Annotated in this window: 18 protein-coding genes; 8 read left to right on the top strand and 10 right to left on the bottom strand. The window is 66.8% G+C overall.

The annotated features are described in order from the left end of the window. The first annotated feature begins 52 nt into the window (after positions 1 to 52). Together ACV7NN_RS14615 and ACV7NN_RS14610 are read left to right on the top strand one after the other, a co-directional pair. Positions 53 to 859: a TIGR02569 family protein gene (locus tag ACV7NN_RS14615; RefSeq protein WP_463350297.1), complete on the top strand. Its 807-nt coding sequence runs from the start codon at positions 53 to 55 to the stop codon at positions 857 to 859. Continuing rightward, complete coding sequence (locus tag ACV7NN_RS14610; protein WP_463350296.1) at positions 843 to 1,097, top strand: Smr/MutS family protein; 255 nt, start codon at positions 843 to 845, stop codon at positions 1,095 to 1,097. Before ACV7NN_RS14615 ends, ACV7NN_RS14610 begins: the two co-directional genes overlap by 17 nt. A 20-nt stretch (positions 1,098 to 1,117) precedes the next feature. On the opposite strand, the gene ACV7NN_RS14605 is transcribed toward ACV7NN_RS14610, so the two are convergent. Continuing rightward, positions 1,118 to 2,299 carry an MFS transporter gene (locus ACV7NN_RS14605; RefSeq protein ID WP_463350295.1) on the bottom strand — a complete coding sequence of 394 codons (1,182 nt, stop codon included), beginning with the start codon at positions 2,297 to 2,299 and terminating at the stop codon, positions 1,118 to 1,120. Positions 2,300 to 2,477: 178 nt separating this feature from the next. Between ACV7NN_RS14605 and ACV7NN_RS14600 the strand changes: the two genes are divergently transcribed. The 3 genes from ACV7NN_RS14600 (at position 2,478) to glsA (ending at position 5,038) form a co-directional block, all read left to right on the top strand. Then, a complete protein-coding gene (locus ACV7NN_RS14600; RefSeq protein WP_463350294.1) occupies positions 2,478 to 2,858 on the top strand; it encodes an ArsR/SmtB family transcription factor in 381 nt (126 codons plus the stop codon). Positions 2,859 to 2,920: 62 nt separating this feature from the next. Then, the gene (locus ACV7NN_RS14595) at positions 2,921 to 3,913 is read left to right on the top strand and encodes a cation diffusion facilitator family transporter (RefSeq protein ID WP_463351304.1); all 993 of its coding nucleotides are present in this window, start codon (positions 2,921 to 2,923) and stop codon (positions 3,911 to 3,913) included. Positions 3,914 to 4,030: 117 nt separating this feature from the next. Further along, complete coding sequence (gene glsA / locus ACV7NN_RS14590; RefSeq protein WP_463351303.1) at positions 4,031 to 5,038, top strand: glutaminase A; 1,008 nt, start codon at positions 4,031 to 4,033, stop codon at positions 5,036 to 5,038. Between the two features lie 11 nt (positions 5,039 to 5,049). Here the strand turns inward: glsA and ACV7NN_RS14585 are convergent, their stop codons facing one another. From ACV7NN_RS14585 to ACV7NN_RS14575, 3 genes are read right to left on the bottom strand one after another with little or no spacing between them, the layout of a single operon-like run. After that, the gene (locus tag ACV7NN_RS14585) at positions 5,050 to 5,565 is read right to left on the bottom strand and encodes a VOC family protein (protein WP_463350293.1); all 516 of its coding nucleotides are present in this window, start codon (positions 5,563 to 5,565) and stop codon (positions 5,050 to 5,052) included. Between the two features lie 43 nt (positions 5,566 to 5,608). Then, positions 5,609 to 6,259 carry a dihydrofolate reductase family protein gene (locus ACV7NN_RS14580; RefSeq protein ID WP_463350292.1) on the bottom strand — a complete coding sequence of 217 codons (651 nt, stop codon included), beginning with the start codon at positions 6,257 to 6,259 and terminating at the stop codon, positions 5,609 to 5,611. Further along, on the bottom strand, positions 6,259 to 6,774 hold the full coding sequence (locus ACV7NN_RS14575) for a DUF1801 domain-containing protein (protein ID WP_463350291.1): 516 nt from the start codon (positions 6,772 to 6,774) through the stop codon (positions 6,259 to 6,261). The genes ACV7NN_RS14580 and ACV7NN_RS14575 overlap by 1 nt, the downstream gene beginning before the upstream one ends. 135 nt (positions 6,775 to 6,909) lie before the next feature. On the opposite strand from ACV7NN_RS14575, the gene ACV7NN_RS14570 reads away from it, so the two are divergent. After that, positions 6,910 to 7,731, top strand: coding sequence for a MerR family transcriptional regulator (locus ACV7NN_RS14570; RefSeq protein ID WP_463350290.1), 822 nt, complete (start codon positions 6,910 to 6,912; stop codon positions 7,729 to 7,731). A gap of 20 nt (positions 7,732 to 7,751) precedes the next feature. On the opposite strand, the gene ACV7NN_RS14565 is transcribed toward ACV7NN_RS14570, so the two are convergent. Further along, a complete protein-coding gene (locus tag ACV7NN_RS14565; protein WP_463350289.1) occupies positions 7,752 to 8,633 on the bottom strand; it encodes a helix-turn-helix transcriptional regulator in 882 nt (293 codons plus the stop codon). 100 nt (positions 8,634 to 8,733) lie between these two features. Here ACV7NN_RS14565 and ACV7NN_RS14560 point away from each other — a divergent pair, with 100 nt between their 5' ends. Next, the gene (locus ACV7NN_RS14560) at positions 8,734 to 9,993 is read left to right on the top strand and encodes a multidrug effflux MFS transporter (RefSeq protein ID WP_463350288.1); all 1,260 of its coding nucleotides are present in this window, start codon (positions 8,734 to 8,736) and stop codon (positions 9,991 to 9,993) included. 14 nt (positions 9,994 to 10,007) lie between these two features. Next, positions 10,008 to 11,027, top strand: a complete 1,020-nt coding sequence (locus ACV7NN_RS14555; RefSeq protein ID WP_463350287.1) for a zinc-dependent alcohol dehydrogenase family protein — start codon at positions 10,008 to 10,010, stop codon at positions 11,025 to 11,027. Here ACV7NN_RS14555 and ACV7NN_RS14550 read toward each other — a convergent pair. The 5 genes from ACV7NN_RS14550 to mmsA form a co-directional block, all read right to left on the bottom strand. Beyond that, a complete protein-coding gene (locus ACV7NN_RS14550) occupies positions 11,017 to 12,906 on the bottom strand; it encodes a heavy metal translocating P-type ATPase (RefSeq protein ID WP_463350286.1) in 1,890 nt (629 codons plus the stop codon). The genes ACV7NN_RS14555 and ACV7NN_RS14550 overlap by 11 nt on opposite strands. A gap of 198 nt (positions 12,907 to 13,104) precedes the next feature. After that, on the bottom strand, positions 13,105 to 13,437 hold the full coding sequence (locus tag ACV7NN_RS14545) for an alpha/beta hydrolase (RefSeq protein WP_463351302.1): 333 nt from the start codon (positions 13,435 to 13,437) through the stop codon (positions 13,105 to 13,107). 14 nt (positions 13,438 to 13,451) lie between these two features. Next, a complete protein-coding gene (locus ACV7NN_RS14540; RefSeq protein ID WP_463350285.1) occupies positions 13,452 to 13,625 on the bottom strand; it encodes a hypothetical protein in 174 nt (57 codons plus the stop codon). A 67-nt stretch (positions 13,626 to 13,692) separates the two neighbouring features. Continuing rightward, positions 13,693 to 14,868: a multiple monosaccharide ABC transporter permease gene (gene mmsB / locus ACV7NN_RS14535; protein WP_463350284.1), complete on the bottom strand. Its 1,176-nt coding sequence runs from the start codon at positions 14,866 to 14,868 to the stop codon at positions 13,693 to 13,695. Beyond that, positions 14,865 to 16,409, bottom strand: a complete 1,545-nt coding sequence (gene mmsA, locus ACV7NN_RS14530) for a multiple monosaccharide ABC transporter ATP-binding protein (RefSeq protein ID WP_463350283.1) — start codon at positions 16,407 to 16,409, stop codon at positions 14,865 to 14,867. The genes mmsB and mmsA overlap by 4 nt, the downstream gene beginning before the upstream one ends. Positions 16,410 to 16,471: the final 62 nt, after the last annotated feature.

Here is a 16,471-nt window from a genome sequence, read left to right as displayed (position 1 = left end):
TCCACAGTAGTCGCGAAGCGCGATTTTGCAAGGCGGAGTAGCGTTGCTGATCGTGAAGCCGTCGCGTGAGGTGCTCGCCGCGTTCGGCGCATCCGAGCCTCCGGTGCCCCTGGCAGGCGGTCGCGGAACGTCGTGGCGGAGCGGATCGATCGTCCTCAAGCCGATCGATACTCCTCGCGAAGCGCTGCAGTGGATGGACGACGAGTTGCGCCCCCATCCCGACCGGCGACTGCGCCTCGCGCTTCCTGTGCGGAACTCCCGCGGCACCTTAGTTGCGGACGGATGGACGGCGTTCCGGTTTCTCGAAGGATCGCATCCTGTCGGCGACTGGGAGTGGCGAGCTGAGGTCGCGCGGGCGTTCGCTTTGGCGCTCTCCGGTGTGCCCCGGCCGTCGTTCATGGATGCGCCGAATACGCAACCATGGGCGCGGGCCGATCGCATGGCATGGCAGGAAGAGCCACTGAATTGCGGGACCCCGTTCGGTGATGCGCTGGCCGCGTTGTCGGATGAGCGGCGCCCGGTCGCCGGTCTGGACACGCTCATCCACGGAGACATCAGCGGCAACGTGCTGATCGCACCTGGTCGCCCTCCCGCAGTGATCGACCTGACCCTGTACTGGCGCCCGGTCGAGTACTCGGTCGCCGTCCTGGCGGTGGATGCCGTCTGCTTCGAGGGCGCGCCGCTCACACTTCTCGACACGATCGACCCGCATCCCGACTTCGACCAGTACCTGATCAGAGCGCTGATCTTTCGCATGGCAACGGACTCGCTGATGCACGTCGCAGACACGGGGAAGTATCGCGAAGCCGTCGCTCGCGTTCTCGAAAAGGCAGGGAGCCGCGGTGAAGCTGAAACTTGACCTGCACGAGATCTACAACAAGGGCGGCGAGATCGACCGCGCCCTCCGGGCGATCATCGACGAGGCGGTCGCGAAGAAGGCGCCGCTGGTCGAGATCATCCCCGGCAAAGGGTCCGGCCAGCTCAAGAAGCGGGTGCTCCGCTTTCTCGACCAGAAGGAGATCAAGGCCCTGTACCACCGCGTCGAGAAGGATTCGGACAACTTCGGGCGGATCTTCGTGCACTTTCGCTGGAAGTGACCTTCGTCGGGTCTACGGGGCTACGGCGCCGACGGGAACGACCTTCGGGCCACGAAGACCGTGACCAGGCCGAGGAGCACTAGGGCTGCGCCCGTGAACGGCAGCCAGCCGAGACCGGGGCCGGCCAGCACGGCGGCGCCGATCGCCGCTCCCCCGCCGATGCCGATGTTCGCTGTCGAATTGACGAGCGCGCCGATCACTTCCGGCGAAGCGCCGCGCGTGCGGATCGCGGCGGTCTGGAACACCGAGGCCACGCCGCCGAAGCCCGCACCCCAGAGTGCTGAGGCCGCCACCACGCCTCCCAGGGTCGGGAATGCCACGCCCACTGCGATCAGCCCGACCACCACGGCACTCAGCAGGATGAACACCGCAGCACGCGGGCGCCGGTCCAGATTCGCCCCGGCGAACCAGGTGCCGAGCAGCCCGACCGCGCCCATCCCGAGGAGGACGGGGCCGACGCCGGCCGCGGACAGACCGGCCGTCAGGAGAAGAACAGAGATGTACGTGTACACCGTGAACTGGCCGAGGTAGACGACCGCGTTCGTCGTCGAAACGATGCCCAGGCGCATCCGCCTGGCTCCGACGCCCGCGCCCATATGGCCTGTGCCGCCTCCGGGAACGGGTGGCAGGAGCAGTGCCACGAACAGCACGGTGAGCGCGCAGACCCCGGCCAGGACGCCGAATGCGGCGCGCCATCCCAGCGCTATACCCAGCGAGGTCGACAGCGGCACTCCGAGCACGAAACCAGCGGATGCTCCGGCCGTGACCAGCGCAAGGGCGCGGCCGGTGTATGCAGGCTGCACCAGGCGCGACGCGTATCCGATGCTGACCGAGAAGAACAGCGCGTGGGCGATGCCGCCGAATGCGCGACCGGCCGCGAGCACCCCGAAATTCGGGGCGATGGCCACGACGGCGTTGCTCAGGGTGTAGGCGACCAGAGTGGCCAGCAGCAGGCCCTTGCGGGAGAACCGGGCGGTGGAGAGGGTCAGCGGCACGGCGAGGACGGCGACCATGACCGCGTACACGGTGACGAGAAGGCCCGTCACCGAGTCGGAGACGCCGACCTCGGCGCCGATCGGCCGCAGGAGCCCGACCGGAAGCATCTCGGTCGTCACGGCGAGGAAGGTGGCCACCGTGAGCGCGACGAGGCCTCCGGCGGCCGAGCGAACGGTTCCGGGTCGCCAGACCGGCGCGACAGGCATGAAGCGATGCTAGCGCGCAGGCCGCGTCGCCTCGCCGCACCCGCGCCCGCCCCCGCAGCCCGCAGAGGTGCCAACTTCTGCTAGTCGGGGCGGGTGGCACTCACCGAAGTTGACCATTGTGCGCTCGCAATCCACTCGGCGGTTTGCAATGCTGTTGTGATTCTGCTTGTATCTGCGTATGGATGCAGATAAGCCGATATGCGGACGTCTCCCCGACAGCCAGTTCGTCGAACTCGCCGTCGAAGTGTTCGGGATGCTCGCCGACGCCACGCGCGTCCGCATCGTCCTCGCACTGAGGGACGCGGGCGAGCTGTCCGTGAACCATCTGGCCGACACCCTCGACAAACAGCCGGCGTCCGTCTCGCAGCACCTCGCGAAGCTGCGCCTGGCACGGATCGTTTCGACCCGCCAGGACGGCCAGCGCGTGTTCTACCGGCTGGAGAACGAGCACGCGAGCCGACTCGTCACCGATGCGATCTTCCAGGCGGAGCATTCGCTCGGGGGGACGCCGCGCCACCACCACGCCGAGGCCGCTGCGTCAGAGGCGGCGACCGCGTGAGCGCGACGCACACCGACGAGCACGACGGGCACGGGCACGACGGTCACGCCCACGACGAGCATATGCGCGAGCACCACGACCACGAGCACCACCACCACCACCCGACGGGGTTCAAGGGCTTCCTCTACGGCCTCTTCGTCCCGCACTCGCATGACGCGGCCGATTCCATCGACGACGCCCTGGAGGCCAGCACCGAGGGCGTGCGCGCCCTCAAGATCAGCCTGTTCGTGCTGCTCGGCACCACCGCCCTGCAGGCGATCGTCGTCGGCCTCAGCGGCTCGGTCGCTCTGCTCGCGGATACCGTCCACAATTTCTCCGACGCGCTCACCGCCGTCCCCCTGTGGATCGCATTCGTCCTCGGACGCCGTGTCGCATCCCGTCGCTACACCTACGGTTACGGTCGCGCCGAAGACCTCGCCGGACTCTTCATCATCGCGGTGGTCGCATTGTCCGCCGTCGTCGCCGCGTGGCAGTCGATCGACCGCCTCTTCCACCCGCACCCATTGGAGAACCTCGGCTGGGTGATGGTCGCCGGCGTGATCGGCTTCGCCGGCAACGAGGCGGTGGCCATCTACCGCATCCGGGTCGGCCGGCGCATCGGCTCCGCCGCACTCGTCGCCGACGGTGTCCACGCCCGCATCGACGGGTTCACGTCGCTCGCCGTCGTGGTCGGCGCGCTCGGCGTCATGCTCGGTTTCCCGCTCGCCGACCCGATCGTCGGCATCCTGATCTCCGCTGCGATCATCGTCCTGCTCTGGGGCACGGTCCGCAGTATCGGACGACGCCTCCTCGACGGCATCGAACCCGAACTGGTCGACCGGCTCGAGCACGCACTCAACGAGACCGCGGGCGTGACCGCCGTTCCGCGCGTACAGTTGCGCTGGATCGGTCACCGCCTGCACGGCAGCGCGCGAATCGTCGTGGACGCGACGACGGTGGCTGACGCCACCCGCATCGTCGAGGATGCGCGGGCCCACGCCACAGCGCACCTCGGAAACCTCGACGAGCTGCACATCGAGCTGGCTCGGGGGCTCGGCGACACCGGCATCCGCTGAACCAGGATTGTTTACGCCGCGATAACCCGATCACGCTAGGGTGCGAAGAGGGGGTCGCCTGCGCGGCGGCCGCCTGGTCGCACGACTGGGATGCGGTTCGATGCTGAGGTGGCAGAGATGATCGACGTCGACGTAGCAGGTGTCGAGCAGGCGGTTTCGACGGGGAACCTGCCGCCGTGGGATGCGGTCGACGCGCTGGTCGCGGAGGCTTACGAACACGCACTGGCAAGCACCGAAGGAAAAGTCGCCGACTACATTCCGGTGCTCGGCGCCGTCGATCCGGATCTTTTCGGGATCAGCGTCGTCGGGGTCGCCGGACGCGTGCACACCGCCGGAGACGCCGACGTCGAGTTCTCGATCCAGTCGATCTCGAAGGCCTTCGTCTACGCACTGGTGTGCGAGTCGCTCGGCCACCGGGTGGTCGGCGACCGGGTCGGCGTGAACAACACGGGCCTGCCGTTCAATTCGGTGGTGGCCATCGAACTGAACCAGGGCAGCCCGATGAATCCGATGGTGAACGCCGGTGCGATCGCGACGACCGCGCTCATCCCGGGGGCAACGCGCGCGGACCAATGGGATGCCGTCCACCGCGGGCTTTCGGCGTTCGCGGGGCGCACGCTGGAGCTCGACGATGAGGTCTACCGGTCGGAAGCGCAGACGAACCAGCGCAACCAGGCCATCGCGCGCCTGCTTCAGAGCTATGGACGACTCGATCTCGACCCGCTGGAGATCGTCGACGTCTACACGAAGCAGTGCTCATTGCGGGTGAGCGCGCGCGATCTGGCCGTGATGGGCGCCACCCTCGCCGACGGTGGCGTCAACCCGGTCACCGGTGAGAGGGTCGTCTCCCCCGAGGTCTGCCAGGACACGCTTTCCGTGCTCGCGGCCAACGGCCTCTATGAGCGTTCAGGCGAATGGCTCTTCGAGATCGGCCTTCCCGGCAAGTCGGGCGTGGCCGGCGGGATCGTGGCGGTCGCCCCCGGCAAAGGCGCGGTCGGGTCATTCTCGCCCCGCCTCGATTCGGCGGGCAACAGCGTTCGCGGGCAGCGCGCCGCCGCCTACCTCTCCCGCGCGCTGGGCCTCAACATCTTCGCGTCGGCGGTGTACACGCCGGCCTCGACCTGAGGCCCCGCCCCTCAGCGGACCGGCGCGCTGCTCCATCCGCTCGCACCCCCGGTCAACTCTGCGTCGAGCGTCTCCTGCGCGACCCTCATCTGCTCGGCGTACCGCGGCTCCGCCAGACGTCGCCACATCTCATCCTCAGGGACGTCTTCGACCTGGGTGATGACCCACCAGATGTTGCCGAACGGGTCGCGCACGCGCCCACCGCGCTGCCCGAACGCGGAGTCGGAGGGCGGTGTCACCACGACGCCTCCCGCCGCGACGGCCCGGTCGATGGCGGCGTCGGCATCGGGGACCCAGACGCGGAGGAGGGATGGCATGACGGGCCATCCAGGGCGGCGGTCGAAAGCGAGCACAGTGGTGTCGCCGATCCGTATCTCCGCATGCCCGATGGATCCGTCTTCGACGGCGACGCGGGCGAGCTCGGTTCCGCCGAACGCGCTCGTCACGAAGTCGAGGAAGGCGCCGGTGTCGTCGGTTACGACCCACGGAGCAACGGATGTGTGATCGGCGGGCTGATACGAGGTCATAGTTCGACGGTAATCGGCCTTGCGGTCAGAAAGTGTCCGCAATTCACGAAACGGTTGGGGATTCTCCCCGACTCTTCCGCTCGCGGACCGCGTAGGTCAGGTGTGTCGCCCGCTCGGTCGGGTCCGCTCGAAGCAAATCCAGGGCCACGCGGCTCGCATCCACCCCCTCGAACAGACGCACGCCTTTACCGAACAGCACCGGCGAGAGCGCGATCGTGAACTCGTCGACCAGGCCGGCGTTCACATACTCGACGATCGTCGCACCACCGCCCGAAATGCGGATGTCGCGGTCGCCCGCGACCGCGCGGGCCTGCTCGAGCGCGGACTCGATTCCGTCGTTGACGAAGTAGAACGTCGTCCCGCCCAGCCGCTCCCAGGGGTCGCGCTTCTCATGGGTGACGACGAACACCGGTGTGTGGAACGGCGCGTCCTCAGGCCAGGCGTGCTCCCCGGCATCGAACATCTTCTTGCCCATGACACTCACGCCGGTGCGCTCGAAAGTCCCGCGCGCGATGTCGTTGTCGAGCCCCTCCTCGCCGCCCGCACCGAGCCCCAGGCTCTCCCGCATGAACCGCGTCGGAAACAGCCAGCGCTGCAGCTCCATCCACTGCTGCCCCATCAGTTCCTCGGGGGACTCGGGCGCGATGTACCCGTCCAGCGACATCGAAACACTGAAGAACACTTTCCCCGCCATCAGCTCTCCTTCTCCTCTTTCCGACGCTTCGCGCCGCCGACGCCCGGGACGGACGTCACCTGTTTCATCCACGCGGCGATCTGGCTTTCGTCGATGTCATCCACGGACTCGAGCTCGACGCCCCGCGTCGCTCTGCCCATCCCCACCGGTGTAACCGGCGGAACCGGATCCAGCGTCACGCCATTGATGAACATGACCTTCACGTGGCCGGCGAAGCCTCCGCAACAGAAGCACCACCCGTCGCCCACACCGTAGTACGACATCCCCCACTTGACCGAGCGCTCGAGACCCGGCAGGGTCGAGGCCGCCAGCGCATCGACCGCTTCGGCGATGCTGCGCTGCGGCTGCGGCAGGCCGGCGATGTACGCGAAGACCGGCTTGTCTCCGACCGCAGCTTTCGCAGGGCTCGCCCGGCCGGTCATGGCTTCCGGCAGCGTGATGGCCGCATCGGTTTCTGCGGAAGTTCGCGTCGCCGGCGTCCGGGATTCGTCCTTACCGCCGTCGGTGCGGGGCATGCCGGAATCCTATCCCTCACCTGTCGCGGAGGGGGCGGCCCACTGAGTGAATTCAATGCCCGCTTGACCGCGCCCTTGGGGCGAGGGCGATCCTTAAGCACGAAGGTTGGATGAAGGTCATCCGGAGGAAAGAAGATGAGCGATACGTGGTTGAGCCCTGGTGCTTTTTCTCGACGGTGCGGGCTGTCGGCGAAAGCCCTCCGGCTATACGCCGAGAACGGGATTCTGGTGCCGGCGTCGATCGATGCCGAAACCGGCTACCGCCACTACGCGTTGGATCAATTGCAGGATGCTCGGCTGGTACGTCTTCTGCGGGGCGCAGGCATGTCGCTCGCCGCCGTCGGCGAGGTGTTGCGCACTCCGCGCGCAGACCGGTCAGCTCTCGTGGAGCAATACGCCGAGCAGACCCAGGCCGACCTCAGTCGGCGCTTGCAACTGCTTGCTCATCTTTCGCGCACCTTCACAGGAGGAAAGGATACCTATCTCATGAACGCAGTCGAGACCCGGGCGGTGCCCGACCAGACAGTACTCACCGAACAGGCGTACGTGAGCGCCACCGAGTTGCCGGCCTGGATCGCACGGACCGGGATGCGTCAACTCGAGCTCGCGGCCACGGTCGGCGGCCAAGTGGGCTCTTCGATGGTGATCTATCACGGGGATGTCAGTGAGGACAGCGATGGACCCGTCGAATCCTGCATTCCCGTGGACAGCGACAAGGCGGATCCCGCAAAGCTGCCCACTCGGGTGGAACCCGCTCACACCGAGGCTTTCATCACCGTGACCCGCGGACAGGTGCGGTACCCCGATCTGCTCTTGGCGTACGACGCATTACACGAATGGGTACAAGCGAACAGTGCCACCATCGTCGGTTCGCCTCGCGAGGTCTACTTCGCGGACCCGTCTTCGGGACCCGACGAGGAACCCATCGCCGACGTCGCCATTCCGATCGCGCGCTGAATGCTCGCCCGTCGTACCCTTCAGTCCACCGCTTCACGGTCGAGGGACTTCTGCTCGGCGGCCCAGGAGCCGAGCAGTCGGAGACGTTCGGCCGAATCCGAACCGGGCTCCGCCGCATAGATCAGCATCACGTTTCCGGTCTCTGCGGTGACGGCGAACTCCTCGTACGCGAGCACGAGCTCACCGACGACCGGGTGCACGAAGCGTTTCGTGCCCGCCCCGTGGGTCCGGACGTCGTGGGCCGCCCAGAGCCGGCGGAACGTCTCACTGCGGGTCGAGAGCTCGCCGACGAGATCCTGGAGCGCCTTGTCGTGGGGATCCCGCCCGGCCTCTGCGCGGATGATCGCGACGCACATCTCCGCGAAGCGGTCCCAGTCCGGATAGAAGTCGCGCGCAACCGGGTCGAGAAACTGGAATCGGGCCAGATTGGGGATGCGCCCACCGTCGCCGATGACCGGTGAGTAGAAGGCGCGGCCGAGCTCGTTCGTGGCGAGAAGGTTCTGCCTGGGATCGCGCACGAACGCGACCGCGTCGGTGATCGAGTCGAGCGCCCACTGCAGTGCCGGGCGCGGGCCGGTCACCTTGACGCCACGACGTCGCGCGCGGCTGCTGGAGGAGACGCCGTCTGCCGCGCGCGCGAGATCGAGCAGGTGCGCACGTTCCGTGTCGTCCAGCTGCAGAGCGTTCGCTAGGGAATCCAGCACGGATGCGGAGGCACCGGCGATCGCGCCGCGCTCCAGCTTGGCGTAGTACTCCACGCTCACTCCGGCCAACTCGGCCACCTCGCTGCGCCGAAGACCCGCGACGCGCCGATTGCCGCCCGCGCTGAGCCCTGCCGCCGCAGGCGTGACCCGTGCGCGGCGACTCATAAGGAAGTCGCGGATCTCGGCTCGGTTGTCCATGAGGAAAGGCTAGGCCGATGCCGTGCTGGGAGGGAGTCCCTCGCGGTACACCCCTTGTCAGAGACTCCCACTGCGGCGACGTGCCGGGGAAGCTGTTGGTATGTTCACTCCGCCCCAGCCGACCGCCCGGACGTTCGGCCGACTCTTTTCGACCCTGCTGCTGGTGCTGACCGTCTTCGGACCGATCTCGATGGACCTGTACCTGCCGGCGCTGCCCGCGCTGACGAGGGAGCTCGGCGCGGCGACCTCGATCGCACAGCTGACGGTCACCGCATGTTTGATCGGCCTGGCCGCCGGTCAGCTCATCGCAGGCCCGCTCTCCGACCGACTCGGACGACGGGGCATCCTGCTGATCGGCATCTGCGCCTACATCGTCGTCTCTGCACTCTGCGCAGCGAGCCCGACCGTCGAGTTCCTCATCGTCGCGCGTCTGGTGCAAGGACTTGCGGGGGGCGTGGGGATCGTGATCGCACAGGCTGCGGGCAGGGACGTCTACGCCGGGGGCGAACTGATCCGCTTCTACGGGCGGCTCACCGTCGTGGGCGGACTGGCCGCCATCGTCGGCCCGCTCCTGGGTGGACTTCTCACCACCTTCCTCGACTGGCGCGGACTGTTCATCGGCCTCGCCGTGATCGGCGCCGCCATCCTCGCCACGACCCTCGCTCTGTTTCGCGAGACCCTGCCCCCCGCCGAGCGAACCTCCGGCGGCTGGGCGACCACCCTCCGGGACTTCCGGACGCTGGTCGCCGACCGGGTCTTCCTCGGTGCGGTCCTGAACCAGGGCTTCCTCTACGCTGCGCTCTTCGCCTACCTCGCGGGGGCGACCTTCGTCCTCCAGGACATCTACGGCCTCTCCCCGCAGTCCTACGCTCTTGCGTTCGGCCTCAACTCGGCGGGCTTCATGGTGTTCGGCTATCTGGCGGGTCGCAGCGCCGAGAAGTGGAGCATCCAGGGGACCCTCGTCGTGGGTGTCGTGGTCGCGGGAGTCGGTGCGGCAATGCTGCTGGTATCGGGCCTGGCGACGATGCCTCTGTGGTTCGTGCTCATCGCTCTCTTCGCGTTGGCGAGCGGTGTGGCGATCTCCTCTCCGCCCGCCACGACCCTGGCTCTTGGCGGATATCCACGGATCGCCGGCACCGCGTCGTCCCTGCTCGGGATGGTCCGGTTCGGCTTCGGAGGCATCGCCGCTCCGCTGGTCGGTATCGCGGGCGCCGCCAGCGTTCTTCCCCTCGGCGTCGTCACCCTCGTCGGCGTGCTTCTTGCGGCCGGCGCACTGGTGCTGTCTGCCCGCCGCACCTCGCCCACCACTCACCCCGCGGATCGCGCACCGATCCGCACCCCCTCGACCATCACCAACTGAAGGAGAACCACACAATGCGTGGAGTCATCATGTACGCCCCCGGCGACGTGCGCGTCGAAGAGCGGGAGAACCCGACCATCATCGAACCCACCGACGCGATCATCCGCCTGACCGCATCCTGTATCTGCGGGTCCGACCTCTGGCCGTACCGCGGCCTCGAGCCCGCCGACCACACGCCGATGGGCCACGAGTACGTCGGCGTGGTCACCGAGATCGGCACGGCCGTGAAGAACATCGCGGTCGGCGACTTCGTCGTCGGCTCCTTCTTCGCCTCCGACAACACCTGCGAAATCTGCCAGGCCGGGTACCAGTCCCGCTGCGTGCACGCCGAGCCCATCGGCGCCATCGGCACCCAGGCCGAATACGCCCGCATCCCCCTCGCCGACGGCACACTCGTGGCCACCCCGGGTCAGCCATCCCCCGACCTGATCCCTTCCCTTCTGGCTGCATCGGACGTGCTCGGCACCGGGTGGTTCGCCGCCGTGGCCGCAGAGGCCGGACCCGGCAAGACCGTCGCCGTGGTCGGCGACGGGGCGGTCGGACTGCTCGGAATCCTTGCCGCCAAGCAGCTGGGGGCCGAGCGAATCATCGCCATGTCACGCCACGCTGACCGTCAAGCGCTCGCCCGCGAGTTCGGCGCCACAGACATCGTCGAGGAGCGCGGCGATGCCGGCGTCGCGAGGATCAAGGAACTCACCGACGGACTCGGCGCGCACTCGGTGATCGAGGCGGTCGGCACGCAGGAGTCGATGATGCAGGCCATCCGCTCGACACGCCCCGGTGGCCACGTCGGCTACGTCGGGGTCTCCCACGACGTCGAACTGGCCGGCGACGAGCTGTTCTTCACCGCCGTACACCTGCACGGCGGACCGGCGCCCGTTCGCCGCTTCCTGCCCGACCTCATCCAGCGAATCTGGGACCGCGAGATCGATCCCGGAACCGTGTTCGACCTCACCCTTCCCCTCGAGGAGGCGGCCGAGGGTTATCGTGCGATGGACGAGCGCCGCGCCACCAAAGTGCTGCTCACCGTCTAGAGCGCCCGTTGGCACGCAGGGCCGCGAGGATGGTCGCCAGGTCGACACCTTCCTGGAGCAGGGCGCCGATCGTGGCCGGGATCACACCGAAAGCCGCGATCACCATCAGCACGACGGAGGCGGCGATACCGATCCAGATGCTCTGCACGGCGATGCGGACGGTGTCACGCCCGATGGTCACCGCGCTCGCGACGCCGCCGATCTCATCGATGAGCAGAACGACGTCAGCCGACTCGCTCGCCGCCGTCGCCCCTCTCGCACCCATCGCAATTCCGACATCTGCGCGGGCCAGTACGGGAGCATCGTTGACACCGTCGCCGACCATCACGACGGGCCGCTCCTGGATCGCCGCAACATGTTGCACCTTGTCGGCAGGGAGGCACTCCGCGCGGAAACGGTCGATGCCGAGATCGGCCGCGATCGCTGCCGCGGTCTCCGTCGTGTCGCCGGTGAGGAGTTCGAGATGACGGATGCCCTGTCCGCGCAGACGATCCAAGGTCTCGACCGCATCGGCGCGGGGCGAATCGCGTTCGATCAGTGCGCCCGCATACACGCCGTCGACTCCGACATAGATGGCGAGCTCACCGACGGCCGTCTTCTCCTCGCTCGCGTCGGGTGCGTGGACTTTCACGAAGCGAAGCTTGCCGACGGCGACCTGCCGGCCGTCCACATCGGCGTACACCCCATCCGTCGCCCGTTCCTGCGCCGACTCCGTCGGCCTGAGCGGAACGGACCGGTCTCTCGCCGCTTGGACGACTGACGCGGCAAGGACGTGCGACGAGTACTGTTCCGCGCTCGCCGTCAAGGCGAGGAGCTCATCGTCTGTGAAACCGGGCGCGGGGCGCAGCCCGCGCAGCACAGGGTGCCCCGAGGTCAGTGTTCCCGTCTTGTCGAATACCACCGTCTGCGCATTCGACAGGCGCTCGAAGACGCCTCCGTTGCGCACGATGATTCCTTCCCGTGCCGCCCGACTCATACCGCCGATGAATGCGACAGGCGCCGCGATGAGGAGCGGGCATGGCGTCGCGAGCACGAGGACCTCCGCGAACCGCACGGGGTCGCCGCTGACGAACCAGGCGACGCCGGCAAGAAGGACCGAGAAGATCGTGAACGGCACGGCGTAACGATCAGCGAGCCGCACGACGTGAGCTTTGCTTCGCGCCGCACCCGCGACGAGGGCCACGATCTGCTGGTACTGGCTGTCGGCGGCGACAGCCGTCGCTCGCACGCGGATCGCCACCGGGCCGTTGATCGAGCCGCTGAGAATCTCATCTCCTTCCTGCTTCTCCGCCGGAATGCTCTCGCCGGTGATCGGCGACAGGTCCAGTGCGGCCTCCTCTGTGACGAGCACTCCATCGACGGGCACGACCTCGGATGGTCGCACGAGCAGTTCATCGCCGATTCCCACGCCGTCGATCGGGACATCGACGACCGCGTCGTCCTCGTAACGGTGGGCGACCCGTGGATCGCGTTCGAGGAGCGCGTCGATCTCATGGCGCGCCCGCCGGGTGGCGAAGTCCTCGAGCGCCGTCCCTCCGCTCATCATCAGCACCACGATGAGCGCTGCGACGACCTCCCCCACGAGAACGGTGGCAACGATCGCCATCACCGCCAGGATGTCGATGCCGAACCTTCCGGCCGCCAATGACCGGATCATCCGGATGGCGTAACCGGCTGCCGCGGCGAGCGCGTATCCGCCGGCGATCCAGGCCGCGACCGTGGTGTATCCGAGGAGAGCGAACACACCACAGATCAGACCGACCACGAGGGTGAGCGAGATCACCCAGTAGCGCAGGGCGAGGCGGACGATGCCGCCCTTACGCGGCCGGATCCGGGCGGCGCGGCTGGTCACGCCGTCGCCCCGGTCGACGCGTCGCACGAGTGAATACTCGTGACGTGATGTGTCACGGTGGGCTCCGATCGTTTCAACCTGACTCGCCCACGGTGTCAGGGACGGCACAGCCGGGCAAGTGCCGAAAGTCCTCCGTCTCGCACGATGTCGAGCATCAGACCGGTTCGAATAGACGCGCCATGGCCCCGAATAAGCAATGGCAGGTGCGGCGTTGCCAGGATGGACTCACGGGAGGGGTTCCTCCTCTGTTGTGCGAAGCCATTGCGAAGCCGCTGAGGTGCCGGCGGAGAACGAGGGATGCTTCGGCCTGTCGAAGAAGCCGTGGGTGGAATCGCGGATCACGACGTGCGTAGTGGGCACCTCGGCATTTCGAAGCTCCCTGGCGAAGGCGCTGCCGGAGGCTCGCAGCGTGTCCCTGTCCGCATCCAGGATGAGCGTCCTCGGGAAGGCCTCTAGCGAGTGGCCGCCAGGGAAGGCACGAGGATCGGCCATGCGCTCGGAAGAGCCCGCGTAGTTCCGGTTCATGCGGAAGACTGTCTTGGGCCGGAATTGTGTCAGGCCGCTGGCTGCGTTCAGGCATCACAGGGGTTGTCGCATACAACGACGACGTGGCTGCGATAGTCGTCGGCGCCGCATTGCGATCCGGTGCCCGAGTACCAGCTGACCTCGCCGGCCCGGCCGCTGGTCCAGAGACCCAGGCGGAACTTGTTGTGCGTGAGTCCGCCTGACCTCTGTTGGTCTTCCATCAGAGCAACCGACCACCGAGAGCGAAATCCATGCGACCGGGTGGATGTGGTCCACGGCTTCGGGCTATCAGCGACCTAATGACCTCCGCTTGTTGAAGACATCGAAGGCGACGGCCGCAAGCAGCACCAGGCCCTTGATCAGTTGCTGGACATCGCTGTCGATGCCGAGGATGGACATGCCGTTGTTGAGCACGCCGATGATCAGGCCGCCGATGATCGCTCCAGGAACCGTTCCGATGCCCCCGGTAACCGCCGCTCCACCGATGAAGACGGCGGAGATGGCGTCCAGCTCGAATCCATTGCCTGCACTGGGGCTGGCAAGGTTGAGCCCGGCGGTGAAGACGAGTCCGGCGATCGCAGAGATCACGCCCATGTTGATGAACAGCAGGAACGTCACTCGCTTGGTCTTGACGCCGGAGAGAGCCGCGGCGGCGAGGTTTCCGCCGATCGCGTAGATGTGACGCCCGAACACCGAACGGTTCATCAACGCCGTGTAGCCGACGACAAGCACTCCGAGGATGATGAGCACGATCGGCGTTCCGTTGTAGCTGGCCAGCAGCAGCGTGACTGTGAGCACCAGGCCGACGAGGAAGACCAGCTTCAGGAGGAACCACCAGAGCGGCTCGTCCTCCAAGTCGTACTTGCGGCGCAGAAACCGCTGCCGGGCCGACGTCGCAACGATGGCGATCGACGCCAGTACCCCGAGGATGAGGGTGAGCGGCTCGTAGCCGGAGGTCCCGAAGGCCGGCAGGAAGCCTGAGCCGAGCGCGCGGAACTCCTTCGGAAAGAAGGAGATCTGCTGGTTGCCCAGGGCGATCTGAGCGGCACCGCGGAAGACGAGCATGCCGGCGAGGGTGACGATGAAGGCGGGAATGCCGAAGTAGGCGACCCAGTATCCCTGCCACGCTCCGACCAGGGCGCCGAGGACCAGGCAGAGGATGACGGCCAACGGCCACGGCAGATGCCACTGCGAGATCATCACTCCCGCCATCGCGCCGATGAACGCGACCACGCTGCCGACCGAGAGGTCGATGTGTCCGGCGATGATGACCATGACCATGCCGACTGCCAGGATCAGGATGTAGCTGTTCTGGACGATGAGGTTGGTGACGTTGATCGGCGCGAGAGTGATGCCTGCCGTCGTGATCTGGAAGAACAGCACGATCACGATCAGCGCGATGAAAAGGCCGATCTGTCGGAGCTGGCCCGTCAGGTAGTTGAAGGCGTTCGTGAGCGATTTCATTCTGTGGTCTTCTCGCGTTCCTGGGTCATGAATTGCATGAGGTATTCGGCGGTTGCCTCCTCGCGGGGGACGTCGGCGGTGATCCGTCCCTCGCTCAGGGTGTAGATGCGGTCGCAGATGCCGAGCAGCTCGGGCAGCTCGGAGGAGATCACGATGATGCCTTTACCGGCGTCGGCGAGGCGGTCGATGATCGTGTAGATCTCGTATTTCGCCCCGACATCGATCCCGCGGGTCGGCTCGTCGAGGATCAGCACATCCGGGTCGGCGTACATCCACTTCGAGAGCACGACCTTCTGCTGGTTGCCGCCGGAGAGCTTGCCGGTGAGCGTCGAGACGCTGGGCGTCTTGATGTTCATCGTCTTGCGGTAGCCCTCGGCGACGATCCGCTCCTTGTGATCGTTGACGAACTTGAGCCAGTCCACGAGCTTGTCGAGCGCGGCGATCGAGACGTTGCGCTGGATGTCGTCGATCAGGTTGAGGCCGTAGTGCTTGCGGTCTTCGGTCGAATACGCGATGCCGTGCTCGATGGCCTTGGAGACGGTGTTGACGGAGATCGGCTGGCCGCGTTTGTAGACCTGACCGCTGATGTCGACGCCGTAGCTGCGACCGAAGACGCTCATCGCCAACTCGGTGCGGCCCGCGCCCATCAGCCCGGCGATGCCGACGATCTCGCCGGCCCGCACGTTCAGGTTTGCGCCGTCGACCACCTTTCGGCTGCGGTCGAGCGGGTGGTGCACGGTCCAGTCCTCGATGCGCAGCAGCTCCTCGCCGATGTGCGGCACGTGATCCGGGAACCGGCTGGCGACGTCGCGGCCGACCATTCCCTTGATGATGCGGTCCTCACTGGTCGCCTCCCCGCGCATCTCGAGCGTCTCGATGGTGCGTCCGTCGCGGATGATCGTGACGCGGTCGGCGATCGCCTTGATCTCGTTGAGCTTGTGGCTGATGATGATCGACGTGATGCCGTGGCTCTGGAGCTGGCGGATCAGGTCGAGCAGGTGCGCCGAGTCGTCGTCGTTGAGGGCGGCCGTCGGCTCGTCGAGGATGAGGATCTTCACCTCCTTGGAGAGTGCCTTCGCGATCTCCACCAGCTGCTGCTTGCCGACGCCGATGTCTTTGATCTTCGTGATGGGGTTGTCGTGCAACCCCACTCGGGCGAGCAGTCTTCCGGCTTCGAGGTTGGTTTCGTTCCAGTCGATCCAGCCACTGTGCTGGCGCTCGTTGCCGAGGTAGATGTTCTCGGCGATCGACAGATACGGCGAGAGCGCCAGCTCCTGGTGGATGATCACGATGCCTGCGGCCTCGGAGTCATTGATCGACCGGAACTCCACGGGTTCACCGCCGAGTACGATCTCACCGTCGAAGGTGCCGTGCGGGTAGACGCCCGAGAGGACTTTCATCAGCGTGGACTTGCCTGCACCGTTCTCGCCGCAGATGGCGTGGACCGAGCCCTCCTCGATGGAGATCGAGACATCCTGCAGAGCCTTGACCCCGGGGAACGTCTTCGAGATGTTGCGCATCTCGAGAATCGTGTTGGACATTGTCTCCCTTGCTTCGTCGCGGGCGGGGCGGGCACGTCGTACGCGTGCCCGCCCCGCCTCAG

This window comes from Leifsonia sp. Ger2509 (assembly GCF_055231915.1).
This window is presented reverse-complemented; position numbering and strand designations above follow the sequence as displayed.